Here is a 23,321-nt window from a genome sequence, read left to right as displayed (position 1 = left end):
TATAGTAAATGATTATTAGGGAGGTCTGATGGATGAAAAAGGTAGCGCTTCTCTTTAAAAATAAAGAGAATCAGGGAGTTATCACGTATTTGCGGGATACCTTATACCATATATTTGAAGGGTATATAGAAGTAAAGGATTATTTTATCAGTGAACTGCGAACCGATGAACAGATCGAAGCGGATGCGTATCTCATGGTCTATGAGGATATGATTTACCAGTTAAAAAATCACATATCGAATTTTTATAAGTTAATCCTGCTCGGGCGAAGCATACGAAAGGAATTTCTGCACGCCATGCTGGAGATTCCAAAGGACACGGAAGTGCTGATCGTAAATGATACGTATGAAACGGCTATCCAGACCACCTATACGTTTTATGAGCTTGGTATCAGCCATTTAAATCTGATTCCATACGATAAGGAGCTGGCAGCAGGCGGGGCATATGATCACATTGAATATGCCATTACGCCTAATGAAGAGGATTTAGTGCCTGAAACGATTGGGAAGATCGTCAATATCGGGTATCGTGAAATCAGCTTTGATACGCTGCTGAAATTGATGAGAAAGCTGGACTTGGACAATGATGTGGTCAACCGGAATTTAATCCGGCACTTGCACACCATCATAGAACCCAATCCGGATTATCACGATAACTATTATAACAGTTATTTAAAGGGAAAATTGCTGAATCGTGTGGTAGACAATTCCTTGGCGGCTATTATCATGCTGAACGACAATCTGGAGGTGGTCTATTTTAATGATAAGGCGGATTCCATCTTTGAGACAAATATGAATGCTCCGTTTACCTATATTGATGAGTCGCTTATCCGCGGGGAGGATTTAAAGAATTATCCGTTAGTCCTTGAGGATGAAAATTATATATTTGAAAAAACAACGATTAAGCTGATGGATGAAGCGATCGGTTATTTACTGAATTTACAGAGTGAAAAAATTTTACACGATATAGAAATTAATTTAAAAAATTATAATGCAAAGAAAGGGCTGGTGGCGAAGCATACTTTTCAGGATATTATTTATAGGTCGGATTCCATGGCAGAATGTATCGCTGTGGCAAAGCAGGTGGCAAAGACGGATTACACCATACTGATAAGGGGAGCGACCGGAACCGGAAAGGAACTGATGGCTCAGTCCATACATAATTATTCCAACAGAAGCCGTGCCCCTTTTGTAGCTGTAAATTGTGCGGCCATACCTGAGACCCTTCTTGAGAGTGAATTGTTCGGATATGAAGGGGGGGCGTTTACAGGGGCGCAAAAAAACGGAAAGCTCGGCTTTTTTGAAAAAGCACATACCGGGACTTTATTTTTAGATGAAATAGGGGATCTTTCCGTCAACCTTCAGACCAGACTGCTGCGTGCGATTCAGGAAAAGCAAATTATGCGTATCGGCAGTGATAAGGTCATTGATGTGGATATTCGGATTATTGCGGCTACGAATTCACAATTGGAGGAAGCAGTGGCAAAAGGGAAATTCCGTGCGGACTTATTTTATCGGTTAAATGTGGTTCCTGTATTTTTGAAACCGATCAGCCAAAGAAAGGATGATATTTTACCGCTGTTAAAGTTTTTTCTTGGGAGAGATTACAGCAAAGTGGCTGAGGATGAAAAAAGGCTGCTGGAGGAATACCAATGGCCGGGAAATATCAGACAGCTGCAAAGTGCCGGCTTGTACTATAAAACGTTGGGCAAATTTCCGGAATATCTGTATGAAAAAAATAGCAGAATGCCTGCCGATTCTTTAGAATCGACAGCTTCTGCTAAAGAGAGAAAAAATGCTGATGAAAGAATACCCATGGATATAAAAACTGTTTCCCAAAGGGTATTAAGAGAGATTTATGAGGCAACACAGGCGTACCATGGAATCGGACGCAGTGCTATGCTTGGAAATCTGACCATGCAAGGCATTAAAATCAGTGACGGCAAGCTGCGAACCATTCTGGCTGAGCTGGAAGCTCAAGGTCTGGTATCCATAAAGTGCGGACGCTGCGGTACGCAAATTACGGAAAAAGGTATTCAATTCATCAGACAGTTATGAGAGTTGGCTTTTTTAGCAAGGTGGAAGATATCTTCTATTTTTTAAGAAAGACGATGTCGTCCACCAATGGCTCAAAGCGAGCTTTTAAGCCGATACTTTTCTGATTTTCATCACAGATGAACGTCAGAGGAATAGACAGGGTCAATATATCTTCTTTTACGTTGTTTATCATAAAATTGCCGGACCAATACGGCTCCAGAGGCAGGGACATATCCCGATATTCCATGTACAACTGATCTTTTTGAGCGATGATGGTCAGCGGACCGTATCCGGCATTGAAATAGGTGCCTTCGTACGCGTGAGCTTTGTAGCCTTCCATAAGCTTCTTCGGCGGCATTGTATTTGGAATAGCATCCGGATAAACAGAATGGAATACATCGATGTGACAATCCTTGTAGTCCTCTGCCGTTGGTTTCTTATCATCTCTGAATTTCCAGGTCCAGTCTATAGCCGGAAGCTCTAACAGCGAGTCAATAATGCTGTACAGAACCGTGTGCATGATAGCAACGGTAGGGGAATGAAGGTTCATCATTACTGATATGCCAACACCGTCCTCCGGTAAAAATGCCTGAATGGTACTGTATCCCTCTATTTTGCCCGTGTGCCTGCGCATGGCCTTTCCTCTGTATTCACCAGTTTTCCAGCCCATCGCATATCCGTCTGTAGGATATAAGCTTTTATCCGGTCCTAAGCAATCATCATACTCCACTTGCTTGGTGATCATCGTTTCAAAAATATCTTCCGGGATCAAAGAAATCCCCTCCGCTGTTCGACCTTTGCGAATCAAGAAATTCAGCCATTTACACATATCGATCGCCGTACAGTTGACGGAGGCTGCCGGAGCCACTGAATCCACATCCCAAACAGGAAGCTTTGTGAGCACGCCGTCCAGCACTTGATAGGGATGGGCAAAGTTATCCGAATCGGTCATGCTCTTGGCTTGGCAATTCGTCTGAGTCATACCTAATGGATCAAATAAGTAATGGTGCATGAGCTCGGTCCAGGTTTGACCGGTTACCGCTTCCGCCGCATAACCGATTACAGCGTAGATAATGTTGCTGTACTGCGTCAGGCTTCTGAACGGAGCACTGGGCTGCAAATATGGAAATGCTTGAGCAAATTCCTTTAATGTCTTTGGCACAGGCCATATAGCATCGTGTCCGCCCAGACCGGTTCGATGGCACAGCATATCCCGAAGCGTGGTGTTCTTAGAAGCTTCTTCGTCCATCAGTGCAAAGTCGGGAATATAGGTCGTGACGGGAACATCGTAGTCCAGTTTCCCTTCTGCCACCAGCATGGCGATAACAGCAGAGGTCATCGCTTTGGAGCAGGAGGCTATGCCGAAAAGTGTAGTATCTGTTACTTTCTGCTGGTTTTCTTTATCTCTCCATCCAAAGGATTTTGTATAAGGCTCTTGACCTTCTTTTACAATACTTACAGACAATCCCGGTACATTCCAAAAATCCATTTCCCGTTGAATAAGCTGCTCGTCCACAGTGATCATTTTTTTCATGTCATTCGTCCCTCCTATATAATCATCATAATTATAGTATTGCAATTATTATACCAATAAAAAGGGAGAATATGAAAGGACTGGACATATATCCGACTGGATTTGGGATACTATGAATAAGTTTATCCCAATGAAAAAGGTTCCAAAAGACAGATTTATACGATTGGAATCCCTTTAAATTTCTGAAATAAAAGGGTATAAATGGGATTAAATAGGATTAATAGAGATGGATATTTTTGCGAAATCTTTAAAAACTCTTATTTTTCAATAATTATAAATTGGCACTATTTTTGCTTATTACTATTAATATAGTCATAGACTAAAATCAATTCATGGTCACAGACTAAATTCATTTTTAAGGAGGAATAATTATGAGTTCAAAAGGTAATTCAGGTGCGCCTGCTGAAGTTGGTTTCAAAAAAGAAATCGGTCTGTTCGGCGGTGTGAGCATCATTGGCGGAATCATGATTGGTTCAGGAATTTTTTATTTAGGTTCATATGTATTGGAACGAACTCACATGAGCATGGGCTTAGCGCTGTTATGCTGGATTGTTGGAGGTATCGTATCCTTACTTGGCGGACTGTGCTTTGCGGAATTAGGCGCATCCAGTCCGAAATCAGGTGGTATGGTTGTTTATTTGGATGAAGCGTATCATCCGGTCGTTGGGTATATGTTTGGTTTTACAAGCTGGCTGCTGAGCGGTGCAGGTTCTATTGCCGCATTGGCGATTGCACTGCCGACTGCCTTGAGAGGCTATCTGGATTTGTCCGATGCTTCCATCAAGATAATCGCGATTGCATTGATTATTCTGCTGACTTTGTATAATTCCATGGGAATTAAACGGGGAACCATCTTACAGAATGTATCTATGGTTGCAAAAATCATCCCAATTGTTATCATTATTTGCGGGGCACTTTTCTTAGGCCAGCAGCATCCAGATCTGACTTTGGCTCCTGCGGATGGCACAGAAGCAGGGTTTAGTGCCATCATCGGTATGATCGCATTTGCTACGGTAGCCACCTTATGGGCATATGAAGGCTGGACCAACTTGAATTCCCTTGCGGAAGAAATGAAAAATCCGGCTAAGAACCTGCCAAGAGCATTACTGCTTGGTATCGGTGCTATCACAATCATCTATACTTTATTCAACTTTGCGATCTATAAGGTTCTTCCGCATACGGAAATCGTAAACATGATCGGAGACGGAAATCTATATCTGGGAACAGAGGTAGCAAAACGTGTATTCGGCGGCATAGGCGGAGGTCTGGTACTGGCGACCATGCTGATTGCCATGTTCAGTTCCTTAAACGGAATGATCATTGCCTTCCCTCGTAACTACTATGCCATGGCAAAAGAAGGACATTTCTTCAAGAGCTATGGAAAGCTGCACCCGAAGTACAATGTTCCTACAACAGCTTTAATCGGTCAGGCGATCATCTCCAGCATATTGGTTCTTTTAAGAAATCTGGATCAGCTGACCTCTTTGGTCGTATTTGCGGGAATGCTGTTCAACGTACTTTGCGTAGTGGCTGTTATTGTTTACAGAAAGAGATATCCAAACTTGGCACGTCCGTACAAAGCTTGGGGCTATCCGGTCACAGTTATCATTTCCATTCTTCTGTTCTTTGGCTTAATGCTGAACACCCTGATGGAAGATACCGTTACCGCTTTAATTGGTTTAGTAGTACCGGTTGCAGGTGCTATCGTTTACTTTATATTCGATAAGAAAATAAAAGCAGAAAAAAATAAAGCATAAAAAAGCATAAGAAAGCATAAATACGAGGAGGCGTAAAATGGGTTTACCTAAAGACTGCGAAGTGAGCATTCGCTGCAAATTTAAAAAAGGTGAAAGAAATCTTATTACAGATGTACCCGGTGTAAAGGTAGGGCATGTCACTCTAATTGATCAGGAAAAAGATATTCATACGGGGGTTACGGCTATTCTGCCCCATACGGGAAATCTTTTTAAAAACAAGGTGCTGGCCGCTACTTCTGTTATAAACGGCTTCGGCAAAAGTACCGGTCTGGTGCAGATTGATGAACTGGGAAATATTGAGACGCCGATCATCATGACCAATACCTTTGGTGTAGGAACAGCCTTAAATGCCGTAACAAAATATATGATGAAGGAAAACGAAGATATCGGAACGACTACAGGCACTGTAAACTGTGTTGTTACAGAATGCAATGACGGAGAACTGAACGATATCAGAGGTATGCATGTTACGGAAGAAGATGTATTGCAGGCCATTGAAAATTGCGGTGATGTGTTTGAAGAAGGCGTTGCAGGTTCCGGAAGCGGCATGATCTGTATGGGCATTAAAGGCGGAATCGGGTCAGCTTCCCGAATCGTACCTTGTGACGGGAAGGATTATACGATTGGTGCGATTCTGATGTCGAACTTCGGTATGTCCGGAAATCTGATGATAGACGGCAGAAGAATTGACACGGAGAAGGTACCAAAGAGCAAAGCGGAAAAGGGATCGGTCATCATTATTATCGGAACGGATCTGCCGCTTAATGAAAGACAGCTCAGACGTGTGGCAAAAAGAGCGACTGTTGCTTTATGCAGAACCGGTTCATTCCTTGGAAATGGCAGCGGAGATATTGCGGTTGCGTTCTCTAATACAAATATTATGCCTCATTACAGCGAAAAAAATATTATCGAAACGAAGATGTTCCATGACGACGCTATAGACAAAATTTTTGAAGCAACGGCAGAAGTGGTGGAGGAAGCTGTTGTCAGCTCCATCTATCATGCGGAGAATGTAAAAGGTATTCGAGGAAAAGAAGTTTTTGCTTTAAAAGAATTCTTATAGGATGGATAGGGTATAAAAATGAAAGTATTTATCAGTGCCGATATTGAAGGCGTGACTGGGGTTACCAGTTGGGGTGAAACGAGATACGGCGGTCAAGGATATGAAGCTGCCTGTCGGCAAATGACCTTGGAGGTAGCGGCAGCGTGCAGAGCCGCCATGAAGCTGGGATATGAAGTCGTAGTAAAGGATGGACACGAGGATGCATTGAACATTGATATGACAGAACTGCCGAAAGGTGTTCAGTTGATCAGAGGCTGGATGTCCTCTCCGGCGTCTATGATGGGCGGTCTGGACGAGAGCTTTGACGCAGTGGTCTATATCGGGTATCATTCTCCGGAAGGAACGGATACCAGTTCGCTGGCTCATACGGGTGAGCATGAATGGTTCAACTATATAAAAATTAACGGAGAATTGGCCTCGGAATTTTTATATAATGCACTTTTGGCTACAGATTATAAAGTTCCTTCTGTTTTCCTTTCGGGAGACGAGGGAATGTGTCAGTTGGCGAAAAAAAGTCATCCGGAAATTATCACCGTGGCTACGAAAAAAGGAATTGGTAACGCTTCATGGAATATTCATCCGGAAGAAGCCATCGAAAATATTGAAGCGGGCGTTGAAAAAGCATTAAAAGCGAACGTTGGATTAAGGCCTGTTGAAAAAGAGTATCATATGGTTATTAATTTTAAGGAACATCAACATGCCAGGAGAGCATCGTGGTATCCGGGAGCCAAACAAACGGACAGCAATACAGTGGAATATACGGCAAAAACAATTTGGGAACTAACCGTTGCCCGTATGTTCCTGTCAGAATGATAAAAGCTTCCAGATAGAACTAAAGGTACATCCTGCTGCAAAAGCATCGGGATGTACTTTCTTAAGTTATAAAAAGAGGTGAAAAAGTTTGAAATATCCGAAAACATTAAAAAAAGGTGCGATGATCGGTCTGGTGGCACCGAGTTCTCCGGTCTCTCCGGAGCAGGTCGCACAGTGTCAGAAGGTCTTGCAGGACCTTGGTTATCGGGTAAAATCTGCTGATAACCTATCCGCTTCCAAAGGCGGATACATGGCAGGCGAGGAAGAAGTTCGGGGAAACTGGATCAATAGGATGTTTGCCGATGATGAAGTGGACGCTATATTCTGCATTCGCGGCGGCGATGGAGGAAATCGCATCATGGAATATGTAGATCCAGATATCGTAAAAGCCAACCCTAAAATTTTTGTCGGTTACAGCGATGTGACGAGCCTGCATTTGCTGTTCAATCAGCAATGCGGTCTGGTGACCTTTCACGGTCCTATGGTGAGATCCAATATGATCGAGCATTTTGATAAGGAAAGTGAAAAAGCCTTTTTTGATGCGCTGACGGCTGAAAAAGAATATGTGTATCAGCCGCCCAAGGACTTTGAGATCAAAACGGCTAAAGCAGGAAAAGCATGTGGAATTCTGACAGGCGGGAACCTGACGGTCATGTGCACATCCATCGGAACCCCCTATGAGATGGAGACAGAAGGTAAAATTCTGTTCGTAGAAGAGGTAGGAGAACACATTGGCAATATGGACAGAAATATCTATCAGCTTCGCAATGCAGGTAAGCTGAAAGGTGTTTCCGGCATTCTGCTGGGACAATTCTCAAACTGTGATACGGATCAGGAAAACTATACCATCGTTGACATCGTTAAAGATGCTGTAAAAGATCTGAATATCCCGGTAATGTACAATATTCAGTCCGGTCATGGCTTTCCCATGGTCACTCTCCCTATGGGAGCTGAATGTACCATGGATACAGACAATAAATCCATTGTTTTTTCAGTAGAACGATAAGAAGAGTATACATATCAGAGAAAGGACAACATGAAAAGAAATTATACGAATTTGGATCATTATATAGAAAAACTGTTTTACGAAAAAGCGTATCCGGGCATAGCCGTTTCTATTCGTGGGCCGGAAGGAATCTTATTTCAAAAGGGATACGGATACCGGGATGTTGAAAAAAAAATAGAAGTAGACGAGAACACGGTGTTTGGAATTGCTTCCATGAGCAAGTCCATGACAGCTCTCGCCTGCTGTATCTTGCAGACAGAAGGGAAATTGGATTTATCTGATCCGATTACGAAGTATTTTCCGTCTCTTCACCTGCCGGGTACACCGGATGAATGTGTCACCTTAAGAACCATTGCCATGCACCGGGCAGGCCTGCCGCCTCTTCCGCCGCTGGAATGGTCCATCGCCATGAACAGCAACGAAAGGGACAGCCCGTGGTATCGTCATATGCTCAAAACAGCACCGAATAAGATGGACAAGATCGAACAGGTCGTGGACTATTTGGCAGCAGGAAACTATAAGCTGCTGGGTGCTCCGGGAGAATATATGAGCTATTCTAATGATGGATATGCTCTGCTGTCCTATGTGGTGGATATGGCATCCGGAATCACGCTGGAGGATTTTTTGTCGGAACGAATATTTGCACCGCTGGGCATGACCCGATCGGTGCTGGATTTAGATGCTGAAAAGGCAAAAGCTATGGCTGGAGACAACATGACTAGCCTTTTTGAACGGACGGAGGACGGGAAACTGATACAGGATGATAATTGGTCCGTCCTGCCGCCGTTTCGGGGCTGTGCCTGTGTCAAGTCGACAGCCAGTGACCTGACCCGGTATTATAAGATGTTGTCGGATTTTGGTCTGTGGGAAGGAAAGCAGGTCGTGCCCAAGGAAGCCGTCGAGCTTCTGATCGGAAAGAGCTTTCCGTTAGGGAAACAGCCGTATTATTGCCTTGGCCTGACGAAAAGCTTAGTGGATGGGCAGATTATATGCGAACATACCGGCGGTCTGCACGGCGTTTCTTCCATAGGCGGATTTACGGACAGCGGATATTCCGCAACCGTATTGTGCAATGAAAGTGAAGTAGATGTAGAGGAATTCCAGTGGGTCTGCTACAATTATATTTTGGGCTTGCCCTTAGAGAAAAGCCATGAATGGGCAGTTCCCATCGAAAAAAGCTTTTCTATGCCGGAAATCCTGTGCGGGGACTTTCTAGCTGAGGAGGGGCTTCCCGTGCATGCGGTTGTTACACAAGATCACGGCATATTGAAAGCCGATTACGGCGGCACAAAGACCCTGCTGAAGTATTGCGGCGGTACAGTTTTCGCTGCCGTTTCCGAAAAAGATCCCAAAAAGCGAGTCAGCACATTGGAATTTTTTATCCGAGACGGAAAGGCCTGGGCTGTAAGGTGCTATAATAGAATGTATCAGCGAGTCTGTTAAAAAATGAAGCAGAATGTGCTTGATAGAAGGGAGATGTAATTATCAGAGATTATATTATAAAACGAATTGCTCTTGGAGTGCTTCTGGTTATATCTGTTTCGTTTCTGGTGTTCAGTTTGATGTATATGATGCCCGGAAATCCTGTAGATATGGTGGTTGACCGTAAGGTGTCAGCAGAAAAGAAAGCCGAAATTGCCCATGAGCTCGGTTATGACCAACCATTCCTAACACAATATAAAAACTGGGTGGGCAACGCGATTCATGGAGATTTTGGACAATCCACCCGATATAAAAGCGATGTATGGGAAATCATGAGGGAAAGAATACCCTACAGCCTCAAGCTGTGCACCTGGGCTCTTATTCTCGAAATTGTTATTGCGCTGCCCCTTGGGCTGCTTTGCGCCATGAAAAAGGACAGCTGGTTCGACCGATTCACAGTGAATTTTTCGCTGCTGATGACGGTGGTTCCGTCTTTTTGGCTGGGTGCATTGTTTATTCTTTTCTTTGGAGTTCAGCTGAGAATATTGCCGATCAGTGGGTATTCCACTCCGCAGAACTATATTTTACCGGTAGCCACCATTGTGCTGGCCGGCATGGGAGGTACCCTGCGTATTACAAAAACAGAGGTCTTGGAAGTATTAAATGAAAAATACGTAACGACCGCATATGCGAAGGGGCTTTCCAAAAAGACCGTTATGATTAAGCATGTGCTTCGCAATGCGTTAATATTGGTAACGACTCTTGTGTTCATGTCCATTCCGTGGTTGATTTCAGGAGCCGTTGTTATCGAAAAGGTATTTGCTCTTCCTGGTATGGGAAACTTACTGCTGAACTCTATCATCGTGCAGGATATGCCGGTGGTACAGGCAGTACTACTGTTGATTGCAATCCTTACTGTCATATGCAACCTGCTGAGTGACATCATCATAGGTATGCTGGATCCGAGAATCCGGGCATCTTTAAGCGGGGGGGAAAATTAACGTGAGCAAAAAAGGAAAAGATACACTTTATGAATGCTGGAAGAACAAAAATTTTATGATTGGTTTTGTGATTCTCCTCAGCGCAATTTTGGTAGCAATATTTGCAAACGTGATTGCTCCTTATGATTATACACAGCAGAACGTAGCCGATCGGCTTACCGCACCTTGTGCAAAGTACTGGTTCGGTACGGATGATCTGGGGCGGGATCTGTTTTCCAAGGTCATATACGGAACTCGTATCGCTCTGTGGGTGGCCTTTCTGGGCGGTATCCTGCAGCTGGTCATCGGTGTAGTAGTGGGACTGGTCTGCGGATTTTTCGGCAAATGGGTGGACAGAGTTCTATCCTTTATGACAGATCTGACTTGGTGCATTCCGGGAACGATTCTGGCTTTGGCAGTAGTAACGATGCTGGGAAAGGGACTGACCAATACGGTCATCGCCATATCTTTGGTCGCTTGGGCCAGCTATGCCCGGGCGGTGAGATCCAAGACGCTTTCCCTGCGAAATATGGCCTTTGTGGAAACAGGGAAGGCCTTCGGCGAAACCAATGCGGCGCTGATGATACGATACATCCTGCCCAATATCATACCATCCCTGATCGTCATGGTATCCTTGAATCTGCCTGCAACGATCCTGTCCACGACGACCCTGTCCTTTCTGGGGCTGGGTTCACAGCCGCCTTCACCGGATTGGGGACTTGCCATTTCCATGGGGCTGGATTACATTACTACGGCACCATGGCTCAGCTTATTCCCGGGCATTGCCCTTGTGTATATCACCTTTGGATTTAATCTGATGGGCGAAGGTCTCAGGGACCTCCTTGATCCGCATATGAAATCACAGTAGAAACGGAGGCAGTGATGAGTAAAGAACTATTAAAGCTGGAGCATCTATCCATAGACTATCGGGTAAAGGACGGTTATCTTTCTGCTGTCAATGATGTGAGCTGCACAATTAACAAAGGAGAGATTTTCGCTATTGTAGGTGAATCGGGCTGTGGTAAATCCACGGTAGCCCATAGCATTATGAATTTGCTTCCCGGTGGAAATGAAGAAATTACCGGAAAAATTATATTTAAGGGAAAAGATCTGCGTACGTGCAGTGAAAAACAGATGGAAGCGATACGAGGCAAGGAAATAGGCATGATATTTCAGAATCCACTGGACTCTCTTAATCCGGTCTATACGGTGGGCAGTCAGGTGTCTGAGGCGATTATGCTGGACAAGGTGGACAAGAGAGAAGCCTGGAACCGTGTGGTCAATCTGTTCCGGGATGTAAAGATGCCGGATGCGGATGAGCGGGTGAACAGCTTCCCCCATGAACTCTCCGGCGGTATGCGTCAGCGTGTTATGATCGCCATGATGCTGTCCCGCAATCCGGAACTGTTGATTGCAGATGAACCGACCACAGCGCTGGACGTGACCATTGAAGCACAGATTCTGGACATTATGAAAGGCTTAAAAGAAAAATATAACACAGCGATTATGTTGATTACCCACAATTTTGGTCTGGTAGCAGAAATCGCTGACCGAATCGGCGTCATGTATGCCGGTGAAATGGTGGAAAGCGGAGATGTATTTGAAATATTTGAAAATCCAGTACATCCTTATACAAGGCTTTTGATGCAGGCTCTGCCAAGAAAAACAAAGGCAGAAATACGGCTCCAAACCATAGATGGGTCTGTGCCGCGTATCACAGAGAAAAAACCGGGATGCAGATTTGCGAACCGGTGTCCGTATGCTTTGGAAAAATGCTTTCAGGAGGATCCTCCTGTAGTGAATATTCAAGGGGATCACTTCTGCCGTTGTTATCTTGCCGGAAAGGACGAAAAAAAGTAGTATGGAACAGAACGTAATGATTAAACTGGACGGCCTGAAAAAATACTTTCGTATTGAAAAAGGTCTTATAAAAAAACAGACCACCTATGTCAAGGCGGTAGATGATATTACACTGGATATCCATGAGGGAGAAATCGTCGGTCTGGTGGGAGAATCCGGCAGCGGCAAGACCACATTGGCCAGAGTGATTCTCAGCCTGTCCAAAATGACGGGAGGCAGTATCCTTGTGGACGGCATCAATCTATCCTCTGCCACCTCAAAGGACATGAGAAAGCTCCACAGTGAAGTCGCTGTCGTCTTTCAGGATCCTGCTTCTAATCTGAATCCGAGACAGACAGTAGAGAGCTCCATTATGCGGCCCATGATCATCCACGGCGTATCCAAAGCGGAAGCAAGAAAAAAAGCCAGGGATGTTTTAGATATGGTAAAGATGGATCAACGGTATTTGGACAGCTATCCCCACCAGCTTTCGGGAGGACAGCTTCAACGAATAGCCATTGCCAGAGCACTGGCATTAAATCCTAAAGTCATGATACTGGATGAACCTACCAGCGCTCTTGATGTATCCGTACAGGCACAGATCCTGAACCTGCTTCTGGACCTGCAGGAACAGCTGCACCTGACCTATCTGATCATTGCCCATGATTTGAATGTCATCAAGTATATAAGCGACCGAATTGCCGTGATGTATCTGGGAAAGCTGGTGGAGTGCGGCCCCACCAAAGAAATTGCCAAGCACCCTTATACAAAGGCTCTTCTGGATGCGTCGCCTATCCTGGACCCGAAACAGCGCAACAACAAGAAGGAGGTCATTAAGGGAGATCCGGGCAGTCTGATCAACCTTGGCGGGGGATGCAGATTCAGCGACAGATGCAAGTATGCCACCGAAGAATGCAAAAATGAAGAACCGGAAACGGTTCTGGTAAATAAGAACCATCAGATTGCATGTTTTCATCCATTGGATCTGTAATAACCGTTTTCACTAAAGTAATTTGCCTTTTGGCGAGGAGGGAAAAAATGAAGAAAAAGTTATTGGCATTAAGTTTGATTGCTGCCTTGGTAGTCAGCATGACTGCCTGCGGCGGCAACGGCAGCGGAAATGACAAAGCACAAAAGGACGGACTGTCTATTGTGGACAGCGAGTGGTATGGTCTGGATGTTTTCCAGCTTGACAGTACTGCCTCGGTTCAGAGTCTTGCTGCGGAAGCTCTTTTTCAGTGGGATGCTGAAACAAACACGGTGGTAGATAATGTCTGCACAGACTGGCAGGTAAGCGAGGACGGGAAAACAGCCACCTTCAACGTGCCGGAAGGCATGAAGTTCTCTACAGGAAAGCAGGTAGAGCCGGAAGACGTAGTGGCTTCTATTGAGCATGGTCTTAAGGTAAGTCCGTATGCAGAAGGGTATGATAACATCCAGTCCATGGATGTAAACGGCAGACAGGTAACGCTGCATTTGAGTTCATTTAAATCTGATATGCTGTATTATCTGTGTTCAGGATTTATTGTAGTTATACCAAAAGACGAGCTGGATTCCATGAACGACAAAAAGCTGATGTGGGGATGTCATCCTTATGGGCTGTATAGTCTGGCTGAAAACGGTTATATCTCAGGGTCCGAAGTAAAATTGGTAAGGAACGACGGCTATAAGTGTGCCAATCCGCTGGTAGAGAATAAAGGCCCTGCAAAATTCAAGACTGTTTCCGTTCATTTCAATGAGGAAAAATTCACGGCAACAGAAGAGTTAAAGAATGGTACGACGGACATCATCGCCTCATTAAGCACAGATGATCAGAGAAAAGATCTGGAAAAGAGCGATTCTGTTGTAATCAAAAAGACTTCTTATCCGAATATCGACTACTTCGAAATGAATACGGATTCTCCTGTGTTTTCGGACATCAATGTGCGTAAAGCATTGGCTCTGTCCCTTGACCGAGAGTCTCTGGCAAAAGCAATGAACGGCATCATCAGTCCGGCATACTCCATCATTTATGATTCCGTGCAGAACTTCTCACCGGATGCGAAGGACTGGTTCAAGACAAATCTTTCCAACGATCCTGAGAAGGCAAAGAAGCTGTTAGACGAAGCAGGCTGGAAAGATACCAATGGGGATGGAATCCGTGAAAAGAACGGAAAAGACCTGGCCTTTACCTGGTATGCTTGGACAAATTCCACCACTATTCCGGAAATCCTTGCGGAACAGCTGAAAACAGTAGGCTTTAAAATGAATATTGAAGCCATCGACTGGAACTATGTCAATCAGAAAATTGGAGATAATAAATATGACACAGGTATTGAATGGCTGTCTTGGGCTGAACCGATATTAGTGCTCAACAATTGCTATCGTGATCCGAATGCTCCGGGAAATACGGAAGCGTATAAGAGTATGGTAAAGGATATTGCATCCACTATTGATACCAATGAAAGAACGAAAAAAATTGGAGATGCGCAGATGCATATCTTTGAAAATGTAAACCTGATTCCTTTATATTCTGAAGAAAGCTTTACAGCATACAATAAAAACTTAAAGGGCATGAAGATATTAACCGACGGTGTTATGCTGCTCAATGACATAACGTACTAAAATCTTATAAAAAGAATTTGACAAGCAGGGCTTACTGAAATTTCAGCAGACCCTGCTTTGCTTTTCCATAGAAGGTCTTGGAATGGACTGTGTTTTTTATTCCGCAGAGCTGGACAGGGGGCTGTATTCTTTGCTGATTTTGATAAATTCCTCCATGGCTTTTGTCACATACCTGTTCTTCTTAGAATGAAAGAATACGTTTCGTTTCGTATCGGGATCGTCGATCTGGTAGAAGTATAATTGATCCTGCATGGCGGGGGAGCGCTTTATCAGAGTATCGCTGATAAAGGATATGCCAAGCCCTATGGAAATAAGATTGTATACGGTGGCTAATTGATTGAGCTCGAAAAGAATCTTGGGCTTGACAGCCTGTCTTAAGAAAATATTGTCTGCCCGGGTTCTGGTATCATTTCCCTCGTGCATCAGTACGAAAGGAAGATCCGCAAAGCAGGATAAAGGCGTGGGCAGAATCTGTTCATTATGGATATGCTTGTTATGCTGGATATCCTCATAGGTCAGTTGATACGGTTTCAGGCGGTCGTTTACTTCTAACTTTCTGGGAACAGCCAGCAGCAAAAATTCTGTTCCCAGAAAGAATTTTTCATACATGTCCGAGCTGAGCTCTTTGTTATCGATGATCAGATCCAGATCCCCCTCCAGCAGCTTTTTCTCCAGATCGTGGCTGTGTGAATCTATCAGGTTCAAGGTGATAAGCGGGTATCGGTTTACAAAGATCTGGATCAGCTTCGGAAGGACGTGAGCCATAAATAGATGATTGCTGCCCAGAGACAGGGAGCCTGTTTTAAGCTCGTGGGTATCGTTTAAATAGTTCAGAAACGCTTCTTCTGTTTTTTTGATATTTTCACAGCACGCCATATATTTTTTCCCTGTTTCGGTGAGCTGAATGGGATTGGTGCTGCGGTCGAAGATCGGTTCTCCGATTTTGGCTTCGACTTTTTTGACCATGGCGCTCAGGGAAGGCTGAGAAATATACAGAGCCTCGGCAGCTTTAGAAAAGCTTTTTTCTTTATAAATAGTATAGATTAAATCTTTTTTAGCAAACATAAGGAAAGACCTCCTCGTATTATAACTAAAAAGTTATAATACATATAATAATATAAGTATTTGAATATGTCATAATCGTATTGTAGAATACAAATAAAGATAAGTCAACCGGTTAAGAGGATAAATATCTTAACTCGTATAAATTTAAATATGCTATAATAAGCAATGTACAAGGAATGTGGGGGAAAAATTATGGACTATCGTTTTGAAACAGACTCAGTGGGTGAGAAGAAAGTGCCTGCGGAAGCATATTATGGTGTGCAGACCTTGCGCGCAAAGGAAAATTTCAATATTACAGGGAAGAAAACTCCTGAAGTACAGATTAGGACTTTAGCGGAAATAAAGAAAGCTTGTGCCATGGCCAACGAAAAGGCAGGAACCTTGGATAAAACTATTGCAGAAGCCATCATAAAGGCATGCGATGAAATTTTAAACGGCAAATTTCACGACCAGTTCATTTTAGATCAGATTCAGGGTGGAGCCGGAACTTCTACTAATATGAATGCCAATGAGGTCATTGCAAATATTGCCCTGGAAATTCTGGGAAAACAAAAAGGTGAATATCAGTATTGTCATCCAAATGACCATGTAAATGAATCTCAGTCTACAAATGACGTATATCCTACCTCTATAAAGATGTCTTTGTATAGAACAGGTCTGCTGCTTGCAGAGAAACTGGACGAATTATATCGTGGGCTGATAGATAAGAGCGAGGAATTTTATGATGTGGTAAAGATCGGAAGAACCCAGCTGATGGATGCTGTACCGATTACATTGGGTCAGGAATTCCATGCGTACGCATCGGCTGTTGAGAGAGACAAAATCCGTATTCAAGAAGCTATAAAAGAAATGCTTACCATCAATATGGGAGCAACCGCTATCGGAACCGGAATCAATACCACCGAATATTACGCAGAGCATATTGTACCGACCTTGAGTGAAGTAAGCGGACTGCCTCTTAAACGCTGTGAAGACATGGTGGACGGAACACAAAATATTGAGGGATTTTCCGTGGTATCTTCTTCTCTTAAGACCTGTGCAATCGGTCTGTCTAAGATGGCAAACGATATTCGGCTGATGAACTCAGGTCCGAGAGCAGGGCTGGGTGAAATCACCATTCCTGCAAAACAGAACGGATCCTCGATCATGCCGGGAAAAATCAACCCGGTTATTCCGGAAGTGCTCAACCAGTGTGCCTTTGGGGTGATGGGAAATGATTTTACAGTGACAATGGCTTGTGAAGCCGGACAATTAGAGCTGAACGCATTTGAACCGGTGGTATTTAACCGAATCTTTGATTCGATGACTCTGTTGATCAACGGAGTAGATACCTTTATTCATAACTGCCTGGAAGGAATCGCAGCGAATAAGGAAAGATGTGAGGATCTGCTGAATCATTCCACGGGATATGTCACGGCTCTCAGCCCGCTGATCGGTTATAAAAAGGCGGCTAAAATCGCGAAGGATTTTCTAAAGGACGGTACGCCGATCATGGAGAGCGCCTTAGCGTACGGTATTACCAAGAGTCAGCTGGAGCAGGTTCTGAATGTGAATCGGTTTACACCGAAGTTTGATAAGAAATAATAGATATAAAGGAGAAAGAGTATGGATAACAGGGAATATGCACTGAAAGCACACAAGGAATGGGGCGGAAAAATAGAGGTGATAGCCCGGTCGAAAATTAAAACGAAAGAAGATCTTGCTGTAGCCTATACACCTGGGGTCGCCGTACCGTGCCTGGAAATTGAAAAGGACGAAAATAAGGCCTATGATTACACGCGAAAATCGAATCTGGTCGCCGTTATAACAAACGGAACGGCCGTCCTTGGACTTGGGGATATCGGACCCAGTGCAGGAATGCCGGTCATGGAAGGAAAGTGCGTTCTCTTCAAGGAGTTTGGCGGCGTGGATGCTTTTCCTCTGTGCGTGGATACGAAGGACGTGGATGACCTTGTCAATGTCATTTACAAAATATCCAAGAGCTTTGGCGGTATTAATCTGGAGGATATAGGTGCTCCGGCATGCTTTGAGGTGGAAAGACGCTTGAAAGAAATGTGCGATATTCCCGTATTTCACGACGATCAGCACGGAACGGCCATTGTAGTTACTGCCGCCCTTATCAATGCGGCAAAATTAAAAGGTCAAAAGCCGGAAGAATTAAAGATTGTTATGAACGGAGCCGGAGCTGCCGGAATCTCCATAACCAAATTACTGCTGGACGCAGGTTTTAAAGACATTGTTGTTTGCGACAGCAAAGGAATTTTGTGTGAAGGAGTTACGACTGCCGAAGGGGCTAAAGGTGAAATCGCAAGGATGACCAACCGGGAGAAAAAAACAGGCAGCTTAGCGGATGCCATGAAGGGCTCGGACATCTTTGTGGGGGTTTCCAAGGGAAATCTGGTCAGTGAAGAAATGGTTCAATCCATGAACGAAAAACCGATTATTCTGGCGATGGCCAATCCTACGCCGGAAATCATGCCGGACAAGGCTCTTCATGCAGGTGCGTATATCGTAGGAACCGGAAGAAGTGATTTTCCGAATCAAATCAATAATGTGCTGGTATTCCCCGGCGTGTTTAAAGGTGCTCTTGCCGTGAGAGCCACAGAAATTACAGACAGTATGAAAATGGCAGCTGCTAAGGCTATAGCCAGTGTGGTTTCAGAGGGAGAGCTGAAACCGGAATATATTATTCCGGATCCATTCAACCCAAGAGTAGCACAGGTGGTGGCAGATGCGGTTGCAGCGGAAGCCAAAAGAATTGGCATCAATAGAATATAGGAGAAAGAACATGGAGTATCGTATAGAAAAAGACACCATGGGCGAGGTTCAAGTACCGGCAGACAGACTCTGGGCAGCGCAGACCCAAAGAAGCTTTGATAACTTTAAAATCGGTACGGAAAAAATGCCGAGGAGCATCATCAGAGCTTTTGCGGTCTTAAAAAAAAGTGCCGCCCGTGTAAATGCGGAGCTGGGTCTGTTGGAGCAGGAAGTGGCGGATGAAATCGCTAAAGCATGTGATGAAATTCTAAAGGGAACCATGTATGAGGAATTTCCGCTTGCCGTATGGCAGACCGGTTCCGGAACCCAGAGCAATATGAATGTAAATGAAGTGATTGCAGGGATCGTGAACCGGGAGGGAAGGGTTCGGAAAATCCATCCCAACGATGACGTCAACAAAGGTCAGAGCTCCAATGATACTTTTCCGACTGCTATGCATATGGCCGCTGTTATTGAAATAGAAGGGCGATTGTTACCTGCCCTGGAGGGGCTGCAGAAAACCTTTGAGAAGCTTTCTCATGAATATGGGAGCGTGATTAAGATCGGAAGAACCCATTTACAGGATGCAACGCCTTTGACCTTAGGACAGGAAATCAGCGGATGGGCTTATATGCTGGAAAACACCAGCGAAATGATCAAAGCCAGTGAAAAACATCTTTTCCAGCTGGCACTGGGCGGGACAGCGGTGGGAACCGGATTGAACACCCATCAGGACTTCCCTGTTATGGTGGCGAAAACAATAGCAGAGGAAACCGGTTATGCTTTTATGACCGCACCGAATAAATTCCATGCCTTGACCAGCAAGGACGCTTTGGTTCACGCCCATGGGGCTTTAAAAGCTTTGGGAGCAAATCTGATGAAAATAGCCAATGATGTACGAATGCTTTCAAGCGGACCCAGATGCGGGATCGGCGAATTGATTATTCCGGCAAATGAACCGGGATCTTCTATCATGCCGGGAAAAGTCAATCCGACTCAGTGTGAGGCGGTCACCATGGTTTCTGTACAGGTGATGGGAAACGACGCCTGCATCGGCTTTGCCGCATCTCAGGGAAATTTTGAACTGAATGTATTTATGCCGGTCATCATCTATAACTTTTTACAGTCCGTAAGGCTTTTATCAGATGTCATGGTAAGCTTTAATAAAAACTGTGCGTCGGGAATCAAACCAAATCCGGACAAGATAAAATATAACCTGGAAAATTCATTGATGCTGGTGACCAGTCTCAATCCGTATATCGGGTATGAAAATGCGGCTAAAATAGCAAAGAACGCCTATGAGAAAGGGCTGACCTTGAAAGAATCCGCTCTGGAATTAAAACTGCTGACAGAAAAAGAATTTGATGAATATGTGAAACCTGAAAAAATGATTTCGAACTTAAAATAATGAAATACCTGTTGAAAAACAATAAGCTTTTGCAGTCTTATGACCTGCGGAAGCTTATTGCTTTTTTGCTTTTTGTTGGCGAGAGCTCCCTGAACCCTTCGAATCTTAATAAATCTTAAGAATTATTAAAGAATATGTTAATAATGCTGCTTTAGAATAGAGACAAAGAAGGTCGATGGAGGAGCAGATATGAATATTTTAATTTTAACAGGACATTTTGGGCTGGGCCATTGTTCGGCAGCAGAAGCATTGAAGCAGGAAATCCTTTCAAAAGATCCTGAAGCACAAGTGGATGTGGTGGATATTCTGGCTTATATGCTGCCGAATTTCAGCCGCATTATTTACGGAACCTTTAACTTTATGGTAAGCAAATGTTCCAAGGTATACAATTTTCTTTATGAAGAATCTGCCAAATACAGCAAAGCTCCCTTTCAAAGAGCCTTTATTAAAAAAATAGATCGATTGCTGAATCAATATGAACCGGAGCTGATTCTTTCCACTCTGCCGATATGCTCTCAGTACATTTCCGCATACAAAAGCATGAAATACTGCAACATACCTCTTCACACGTATATCACCGATATAAAGGCTCATGAGGAATGGATCGCCCAAAATACGGATATGTATTTCGTAGGCAATAAAAGCACAAAGAATATGCTTGCTTCCAGAGGAATACCAGCTGAAAATATTGTGGTTTCAGGGATTCCGGTCAAGCTTGCCTTTAAGGGAAATAAGGGGCGTAAAAATACAGAACCTGTAAAAGAAGTGCTGATCATGGGCGGGGGACTTGGTTTGATTCCTTCTTCGGAAAGACTGTTGAAGAGACTCCACAACAATCCATCCATGCACATTACCGTGATTACTGGAAAAAATGAAAAGTTATATGCAAAGATGAAAAAAAGGTTTCCCTATATGAATATTATCGGATATACAGACCGGGTACATGAATATATGAGAAAAGCGGATATTATTATAACAAAATCCGGCGGAATTACCCTTTTTGAAGCGATCAACTGTGAAACACCCCTGTATGTCATAAAACCTTTTCTGTCACAAGAGCTGGGAAACGCGGAGTTTATTGAAAGCTTGAACATAGGGAGGGTCTTATGGTCTTCTGATACGGATGCTGCCGAGGATCTGTTGTCTTTAATAGAAAACGAGCCTCTTTTATGCCGGATGCAGGAGAATATGAAAAGGGTAAAGAAGCATTTGGACGGCCGCTCGCCTTTGGCTTTTTATTGCCTGAAAGGAGAGGAATCATGTTCCTGAAAAGTTTGACTATTTTTCTTTTCTGTATCCTCATAAGCTATAGTATTTTACCTACTTGTGTTTATAAAATAAAACAGAGAGCAGAAAGAATCCATACACAACATAAGAAGCTGTACCTTACTTTCGATGACGGACCGGATGAAAGATTTACAGAAAATCTTTTGGACTTATTAAAGCGGCACGAAATAAGGGCTACCTTTTTTTCTGTAGCGGAATTTGCTGAAAATAATCCGCATATCATGGAAAGAATGGAACGGGAGGGGCATCTGATCGGATTGCATTCCTCCCGACATCAGAATGGATTATGGCAGACTCCGGGGCACACGAGAGCAGACTTTGAACGAAGTGAAGAGATATTCAGAAGGCTGGGAATCAGAACGAAGCTTTTCAGACCTCCTTGGGGACATATCAATGCCCAGACGTTAGCCTGTGTGAAACAATACGGGTATAAGATCGTTCTGTGGGATATCATGGCAGAAGATTGGAGAGGCGGCACCACGTGGCAGCAGATCGCCGAAAAGCTGCTGCGAAGGACCCAAAACGGAGATATTATATGCCTGCATGACGGAAGAGGCAAAAAGGACGCACCCGGCAGGACCATCAAGGCTTTGGAGGAAGTATTGCCGGTCTGGATTTCTCAGGGGTATACCTTTGCCAGAATGGATGAAAAGTATGAGTAAGAAAAAAGGGTTGTGGAACCTCTTCAAAAATGGCGGATTCTTTATTTTACTGCTGCTCGTGACGTTCTATTTTATATTTCGCAGTCAGGATATGGGCTCCGTATTGCGTACGGTAACGGAAGTCAATCCGATTTATATAGGAATTGCAATAGGCTGTATGTGCCTGTTCATCTGCTGTGAGGCGATCAATATTGAACGTACGCTTACCCTGTACCGCTGTGATACTTCTTTCGCCAAATGCGTTAAATATGCCCTGACCGGCTTCTTTTTCAGTTCTATTACGCCGATGGCTTCAGGGGGACAGCCGGCGCAGATGTATTACATGTACCGGGATCATTTGGAAATTTCCTATTCGGCTCTTGCGATTATGATGGAGCTGGCAAGCTTTCAGTTTATTACGGTGATGATGGCAATTTTCGGTTATATGGTAAACTTTTCATTTTTCAATGAAATGGGTTATCATATCCAATACATCCTTCTGGCGGGGGTTTTGCTGAATACTGTGATTCTTGGATTGATCCTAATGGCTTTTTTCTCCAAAACGATTTTGGAGAAATGCATCAATGGGCTGTTTGCACTGTTGAAGCTGTTTCGTGTAAAGAAAATAGAAGAAATCAGAATAAAGGTTCAGTACCAGATCGATCTGTACCGCAGAGGTGCTGCCGCATTTCAGAAAAATAAGGGCACGGTCGCAAAGATTTTGCTGACAACTCTTGTACAGATCACAGCATTTCACAGCATTCCATTTTGGATATACAGAGCGTTTGGATATGAGGAGTATTCCTTTATGACCGTATTGCTCATACAGGCCGTGTTATATATTACAGTATCCGCTATTCCGCTGCCCGGCTCTGTGGGAGCTAGTGAAAGCGGATTTATATTGATTTTCCGTACTTTATTTCCGGCACAGGTGATTCAATCCGCCATGCTACTCAGCCGGGGAATCAGTTTTTATCTCTTCTTATGCATCAGCGGCATTTTCCTGCTGGTGATTCATGCCTTATATAGGGGTAAAACAAGAGAATGCACACAACCTATGAAGATACGCAAAATCCATTAAAAAACTGTTTGAGGCAGGAACATGAGCT

At 44.0% G+C, this 23,321-nt stretch carries 19 protein-coding genes; 17 read left to right on the top strand and 2 right to left on the bottom strand.

Annotation, left to right across the window (positions count from 1 at the left end; translation table 11 throughout):
* The first annotated feature begins 32 nt into the window (after window positions 1–32).
* On the top strand, window positions 33–2,057 hold the full coding sequence (locus EQM06_RS06875; protein WP_128745630.1) for a sigma-54 interaction domain-containing protein: 2,025 nt from the start codon (window positions 33–35) through the stop codon (window positions 2,055–2,057).
* Between the two features lie 34 nt (window positions 2,058–2,091).
* Here EQM06_RS06875 and EQM06_RS06870 read toward each other — a convergent pair whose 3' ends face one another.
* A complete protein-coding gene (locus EQM06_RS06870) occupies window positions 2,092–3,570 on the bottom strand; it encodes a serine hydrolase (RefSeq protein WP_128745629.1) in 1,479 nt (492 codons plus the stop codon).
* A gap of 371 nt (window positions 3,571–3,941) precedes the next feature.
* Here EQM06_RS06870 and EQM06_RS06865 point away from each other — a divergent pair, with 371 nt between their 5' ends.
* The 10 genes from EQM06_RS06865 to EQM06_RS06820 all read left to right on the top strand — a co-directional run bounded on the left by EQM06_RS06865 (window position 3,942) and on the right by EQM06_RS06820 (window position 15,054).
* Window positions 3,942–5,327: an APC family permease gene (locus EQM06_RS06865; RefSeq protein WP_128745628.1), complete on the top strand. Its 1,386-nt coding sequence runs from the start codon at window positions 3,942–3,944 to the stop codon at window positions 5,325–5,327.
* 37 nt (window positions 5,328–5,364) lie between these two features.
* Window positions 5,365–6,390, top strand: a complete 1,026-nt coding sequence (locus tag EQM06_RS06860) for a P1 family peptidase (RefSeq protein WP_128745627.1) — start codon at window positions 5,365–5,367, stop codon at window positions 6,388–6,390.
* 18 nt (window positions 6,391–6,408) lie between these two features.
* A complete protein-coding gene (locus tag EQM06_RS06855) occupies window positions 6,409–7,203 on the top strand; it encodes a M55 family metallopeptidase (protein WP_128745626.1) in 795 nt (264 codons plus the stop codon).
* A gap of 88 nt (window positions 7,204–7,291) precedes the next feature.
* Window positions 7,292–8,209, top strand: a complete 918-nt coding sequence (locus tag EQM06_RS06850; RefSeq protein WP_128745625.1) for a S66 peptidase family protein — start codon at window positions 7,292–7,294, stop codon at window positions 8,207–8,209.
* A gap of 30 nt (window positions 8,210–8,239) precedes the next feature.
* Window positions 8,240–9,652, top strand: coding sequence for a serine hydrolase domain-containing protein (locus EQM06_RS06845; RefSeq protein WP_128745624.1), 1,413 nt, complete (start codon window positions 8,240–8,242; stop codon window positions 9,650–9,652).
* Between the two features lie 38 nt (window positions 9,653–9,690).
* A complete protein-coding gene (locus tag EQM06_RS06840) occupies window positions 9,691–10,632 on the top strand; it encodes an ABC transporter permease (protein WP_330548381.1) in 942 nt (313 codons plus the stop codon).
* A gap of 1 nt (window position 10,633) precedes the next feature.
* Window positions 10,634–11,479, top strand: coding sequence for an ABC transporter permease (locus EQM06_RS06835; protein WP_230974935.1), 846 nt, complete (start codon window positions 10,634–10,636; stop codon window positions 11,477–11,479).
* Between the two features lie 14 nt (window positions 11,480–11,493).
* Window positions 11,494–12,471, top strand: coding sequence for an ABC transporter ATP-binding protein (locus EQM06_RS06830; RefSeq protein ID WP_128745621.1), 978 nt, complete (start codon window positions 11,494–11,496; stop codon window positions 12,469–12,471).
* A 1-nt stretch (window position 12,472) separates the two neighbouring features.
* On the top strand, window positions 12,473–13,441 hold the full coding sequence (locus EQM06_RS06825; RefSeq protein WP_128745620.1) for an ABC transporter ATP-binding protein: 969 nt from the start codon (window positions 12,473–12,475) through the stop codon (window positions 13,439–13,441).
* A gap of 47 nt (window positions 13,442–13,488) precedes the next feature.
* Window positions 13,489–15,054, top strand: a complete 1,566-nt coding sequence (locus tag EQM06_RS06820) for an ABC transporter substrate-binding protein (protein ID WP_164914380.1) — start codon at window positions 13,489–13,491, stop codon at window positions 15,052–15,054.
* 96 nt (window positions 15,055–15,150) lie between these two features.
* Here EQM06_RS06820 and EQM06_RS06815 read toward each other — a convergent pair whose 3' ends face one another.
* Window positions 15,151–16,119, bottom strand: a complete 969-nt coding sequence (locus EQM06_RS06815; RefSeq protein WP_128745618.1) for a LysR family transcriptional regulator — start codon at window positions 16,117–16,119, stop codon at window positions 15,151–15,153.
* 192 nt (window positions 16,120–16,311) lie between these two features.
* Between EQM06_RS06815 and EQM06_RS06810 the strand changes: the two genes are divergently transcribed.
* The 6 genes from EQM06_RS06810 (at window position 16,312) to EQM06_RS06785 (ending at window position 23,293) form a co-directional block, all read left to right on the top strand.
* Window positions 16,312–17,703: an aspartate ammonia-lyase gene (locus EQM06_RS06810; RefSeq protein WP_128745617.1), complete on the top strand. Its 1,392-nt coding sequence runs from the start codon at window positions 16,312–16,314 to the stop codon at window positions 17,701–17,703.
* 21 nt (window positions 17,704–17,724) lie between these two features.
* The gene (locus EQM06_RS06805) at window positions 17,725–18,897 is read left to right on the top strand and encodes an NAD(P)-dependent malic enzyme (RefSeq protein ID WP_128745616.1); all 1,173 of its coding nucleotides are present in this window, start codon (window positions 17,725–17,727) and stop codon (window positions 18,895–18,897) included.
* A gap of 10 nt (window positions 18,898–18,907) precedes the next feature.
* A complete protein-coding gene (fumC, locus tag EQM06_RS06800) occupies window positions 18,908–20,284 on the top strand; it encodes a class II fumarate hydratase (protein WP_128745615.1) in 1,377 nt (458 codons plus the stop codon).
* A gap of 189 nt (window positions 20,285–20,473) precedes the next feature.
* Entirely contained in the window at window positions 20,474–21,553 is a 1,080-nt protein-coding gene (locus tag EQM06_RS06795; protein WP_128745614.1) for an MGDG synthase family glycosyltransferase, read from the top strand.
* Window positions 21,544–22,233: a polysaccharide deacetylase family protein gene (locus tag EQM06_RS06790; RefSeq protein WP_128745613.1), complete on the top strand. Its 690-nt coding sequence runs from the start codon at window positions 21,544–21,546 to the stop codon at window positions 22,231–22,233. The genes EQM06_RS06795 and EQM06_RS06790 overlap by 10 nt, the downstream gene beginning before the upstream one ends.
* Entirely contained in the window at window positions 22,226–23,293 is a 1,068-nt protein-coding gene (locus tag EQM06_RS06785; protein ID WP_164914379.1) for a lysylphosphatidylglycerol synthase transmembrane domain-containing protein, read from the top strand. The genes EQM06_RS06790 and EQM06_RS06785 overlap by 8 nt, the downstream gene beginning before the upstream one ends.
* The last annotated feature ends 28 nt before the right edge of the window (window positions 23,294–23,321 follow it).

This window comes from Aminipila luticellarii, from assembly GCF_004103735.1.
Lineage (GTDB): Bacteria > Bacillota > Clostridia > Peptostreptococcales > Anaerovoracaceae > Aminipila > Aminipila luticellarii.
The sequence above is the reverse complement of the archived record's forward strand: the minus strand, read 5'-3'. Positions and strand labels throughout refer to the sequence as shown.

Bases quoted from the DNA above. Each gene is read 5' to 3' on its own strand.
- EQM06_RS06875 (WP_128745630.1), top strand. From the start codon at position 33: ATGAAAAAGGTAGCGCTTCTCTTTAAAAATAAAGAGAATCAGGGAGTT.
- EQM06_RS06870 (WP_128745629.1), bottom strand. From the start codon at position 3,570: ATGAAAAAAATGATCACTGTGGACGAGCAGCTTATTCAACGGGAAATG.
- EQM06_RS06865 (WP_128745628.1), top strand. From the start codon at position 3,942: ATGAGTTCAAAAGGTAATTCAGGTGCGCCTGCTGAAGTTGGTTTCAAA.
- EQM06_RS06860 (WP_128745627.1), top strand. From the start codon at position 5,365: ATGGGTTTACCTAAAGACTGCGAAGTGAGCATTCGCTGCAAATTTAAA.
- EQM06_RS06855 (WP_128745626.1), top strand. From the start codon at position 6,409: ATGAAAGTATTTATCAGTGCCGATATTGAAGGCGTGACTGGGGTTACC.
- EQM06_RS06845 (WP_128745624.1), top strand. From the start codon at position 8,240: ATGAAAAGAAATTATACGAATTTGGATCATTATATAGAAAAACTGTTT.
- EQM06_RS06830 (WP_128745621.1), top strand. From the start codon at position 11,494: ATGAGTAAAGAACTATTAAAGCTGGAGCATCTATCCATAGACTATCGG.
- EQM06_RS06825 (WP_128745620.1), top strand. From the start codon at position 12,473: ATGGAACAGAACGTAATGATTAAACTGGACGGCCTGAAAAAATACTTT.
- EQM06_RS06820 (WP_164914380.1), top strand. From the start codon at position 13,489: ATGAAGAAAAAGTTATTGGCATTAAGTTTGATTGCTGCCTTGGTAGTC.
- EQM06_RS06815 (WP_128745618.1), bottom strand. From the start codon at position 16,119: ATGTTTGCTAAAAAAGATTTAATCTATACTATTTATAAAGAAAAAAGC.
- EQM06_RS06810 (WP_128745617.1), top strand. From the start codon at position 16,312: ATGGACTATCGTTTTGAAACAGACTCAGTGGGTGAGAAGAAAGTGCCT.
- EQM06_RS06805 (WP_128745616.1), top strand. From the start codon at position 17,725: ATGGATAACAGGGAATATGCACTGAAAGCACACAAGGAATGGGGCGGA.
- fumC (WP_128745615.1), top strand. From the start codon at position 18,908: ATGGAGTATCGTATAGAAAAAGACACCATGGGCGAGGTTCAAGTACCG.
- EQM06_RS06795 (WP_128745614.1), top strand. From the start codon at position 20,474: ATGAATATTTTAATTTTAACAGGACATTTTGGGCTGGGCCATTGTTCG.
- EQM06_RS06790 (WP_128745613.1), top strand. From the start codon at position 21,544: ATGTTCCTGAAAAGTTTGACTATTTTTCTTTTCTGTATCCTCATAAGC.
- EQM06_RS06785 (WP_164914379.1), top strand. From the start codon at position 22,226: ATGAGTAAGAAAAAAGGGTTGTGGAACCTCTTCAAAAATGGCGGATTC.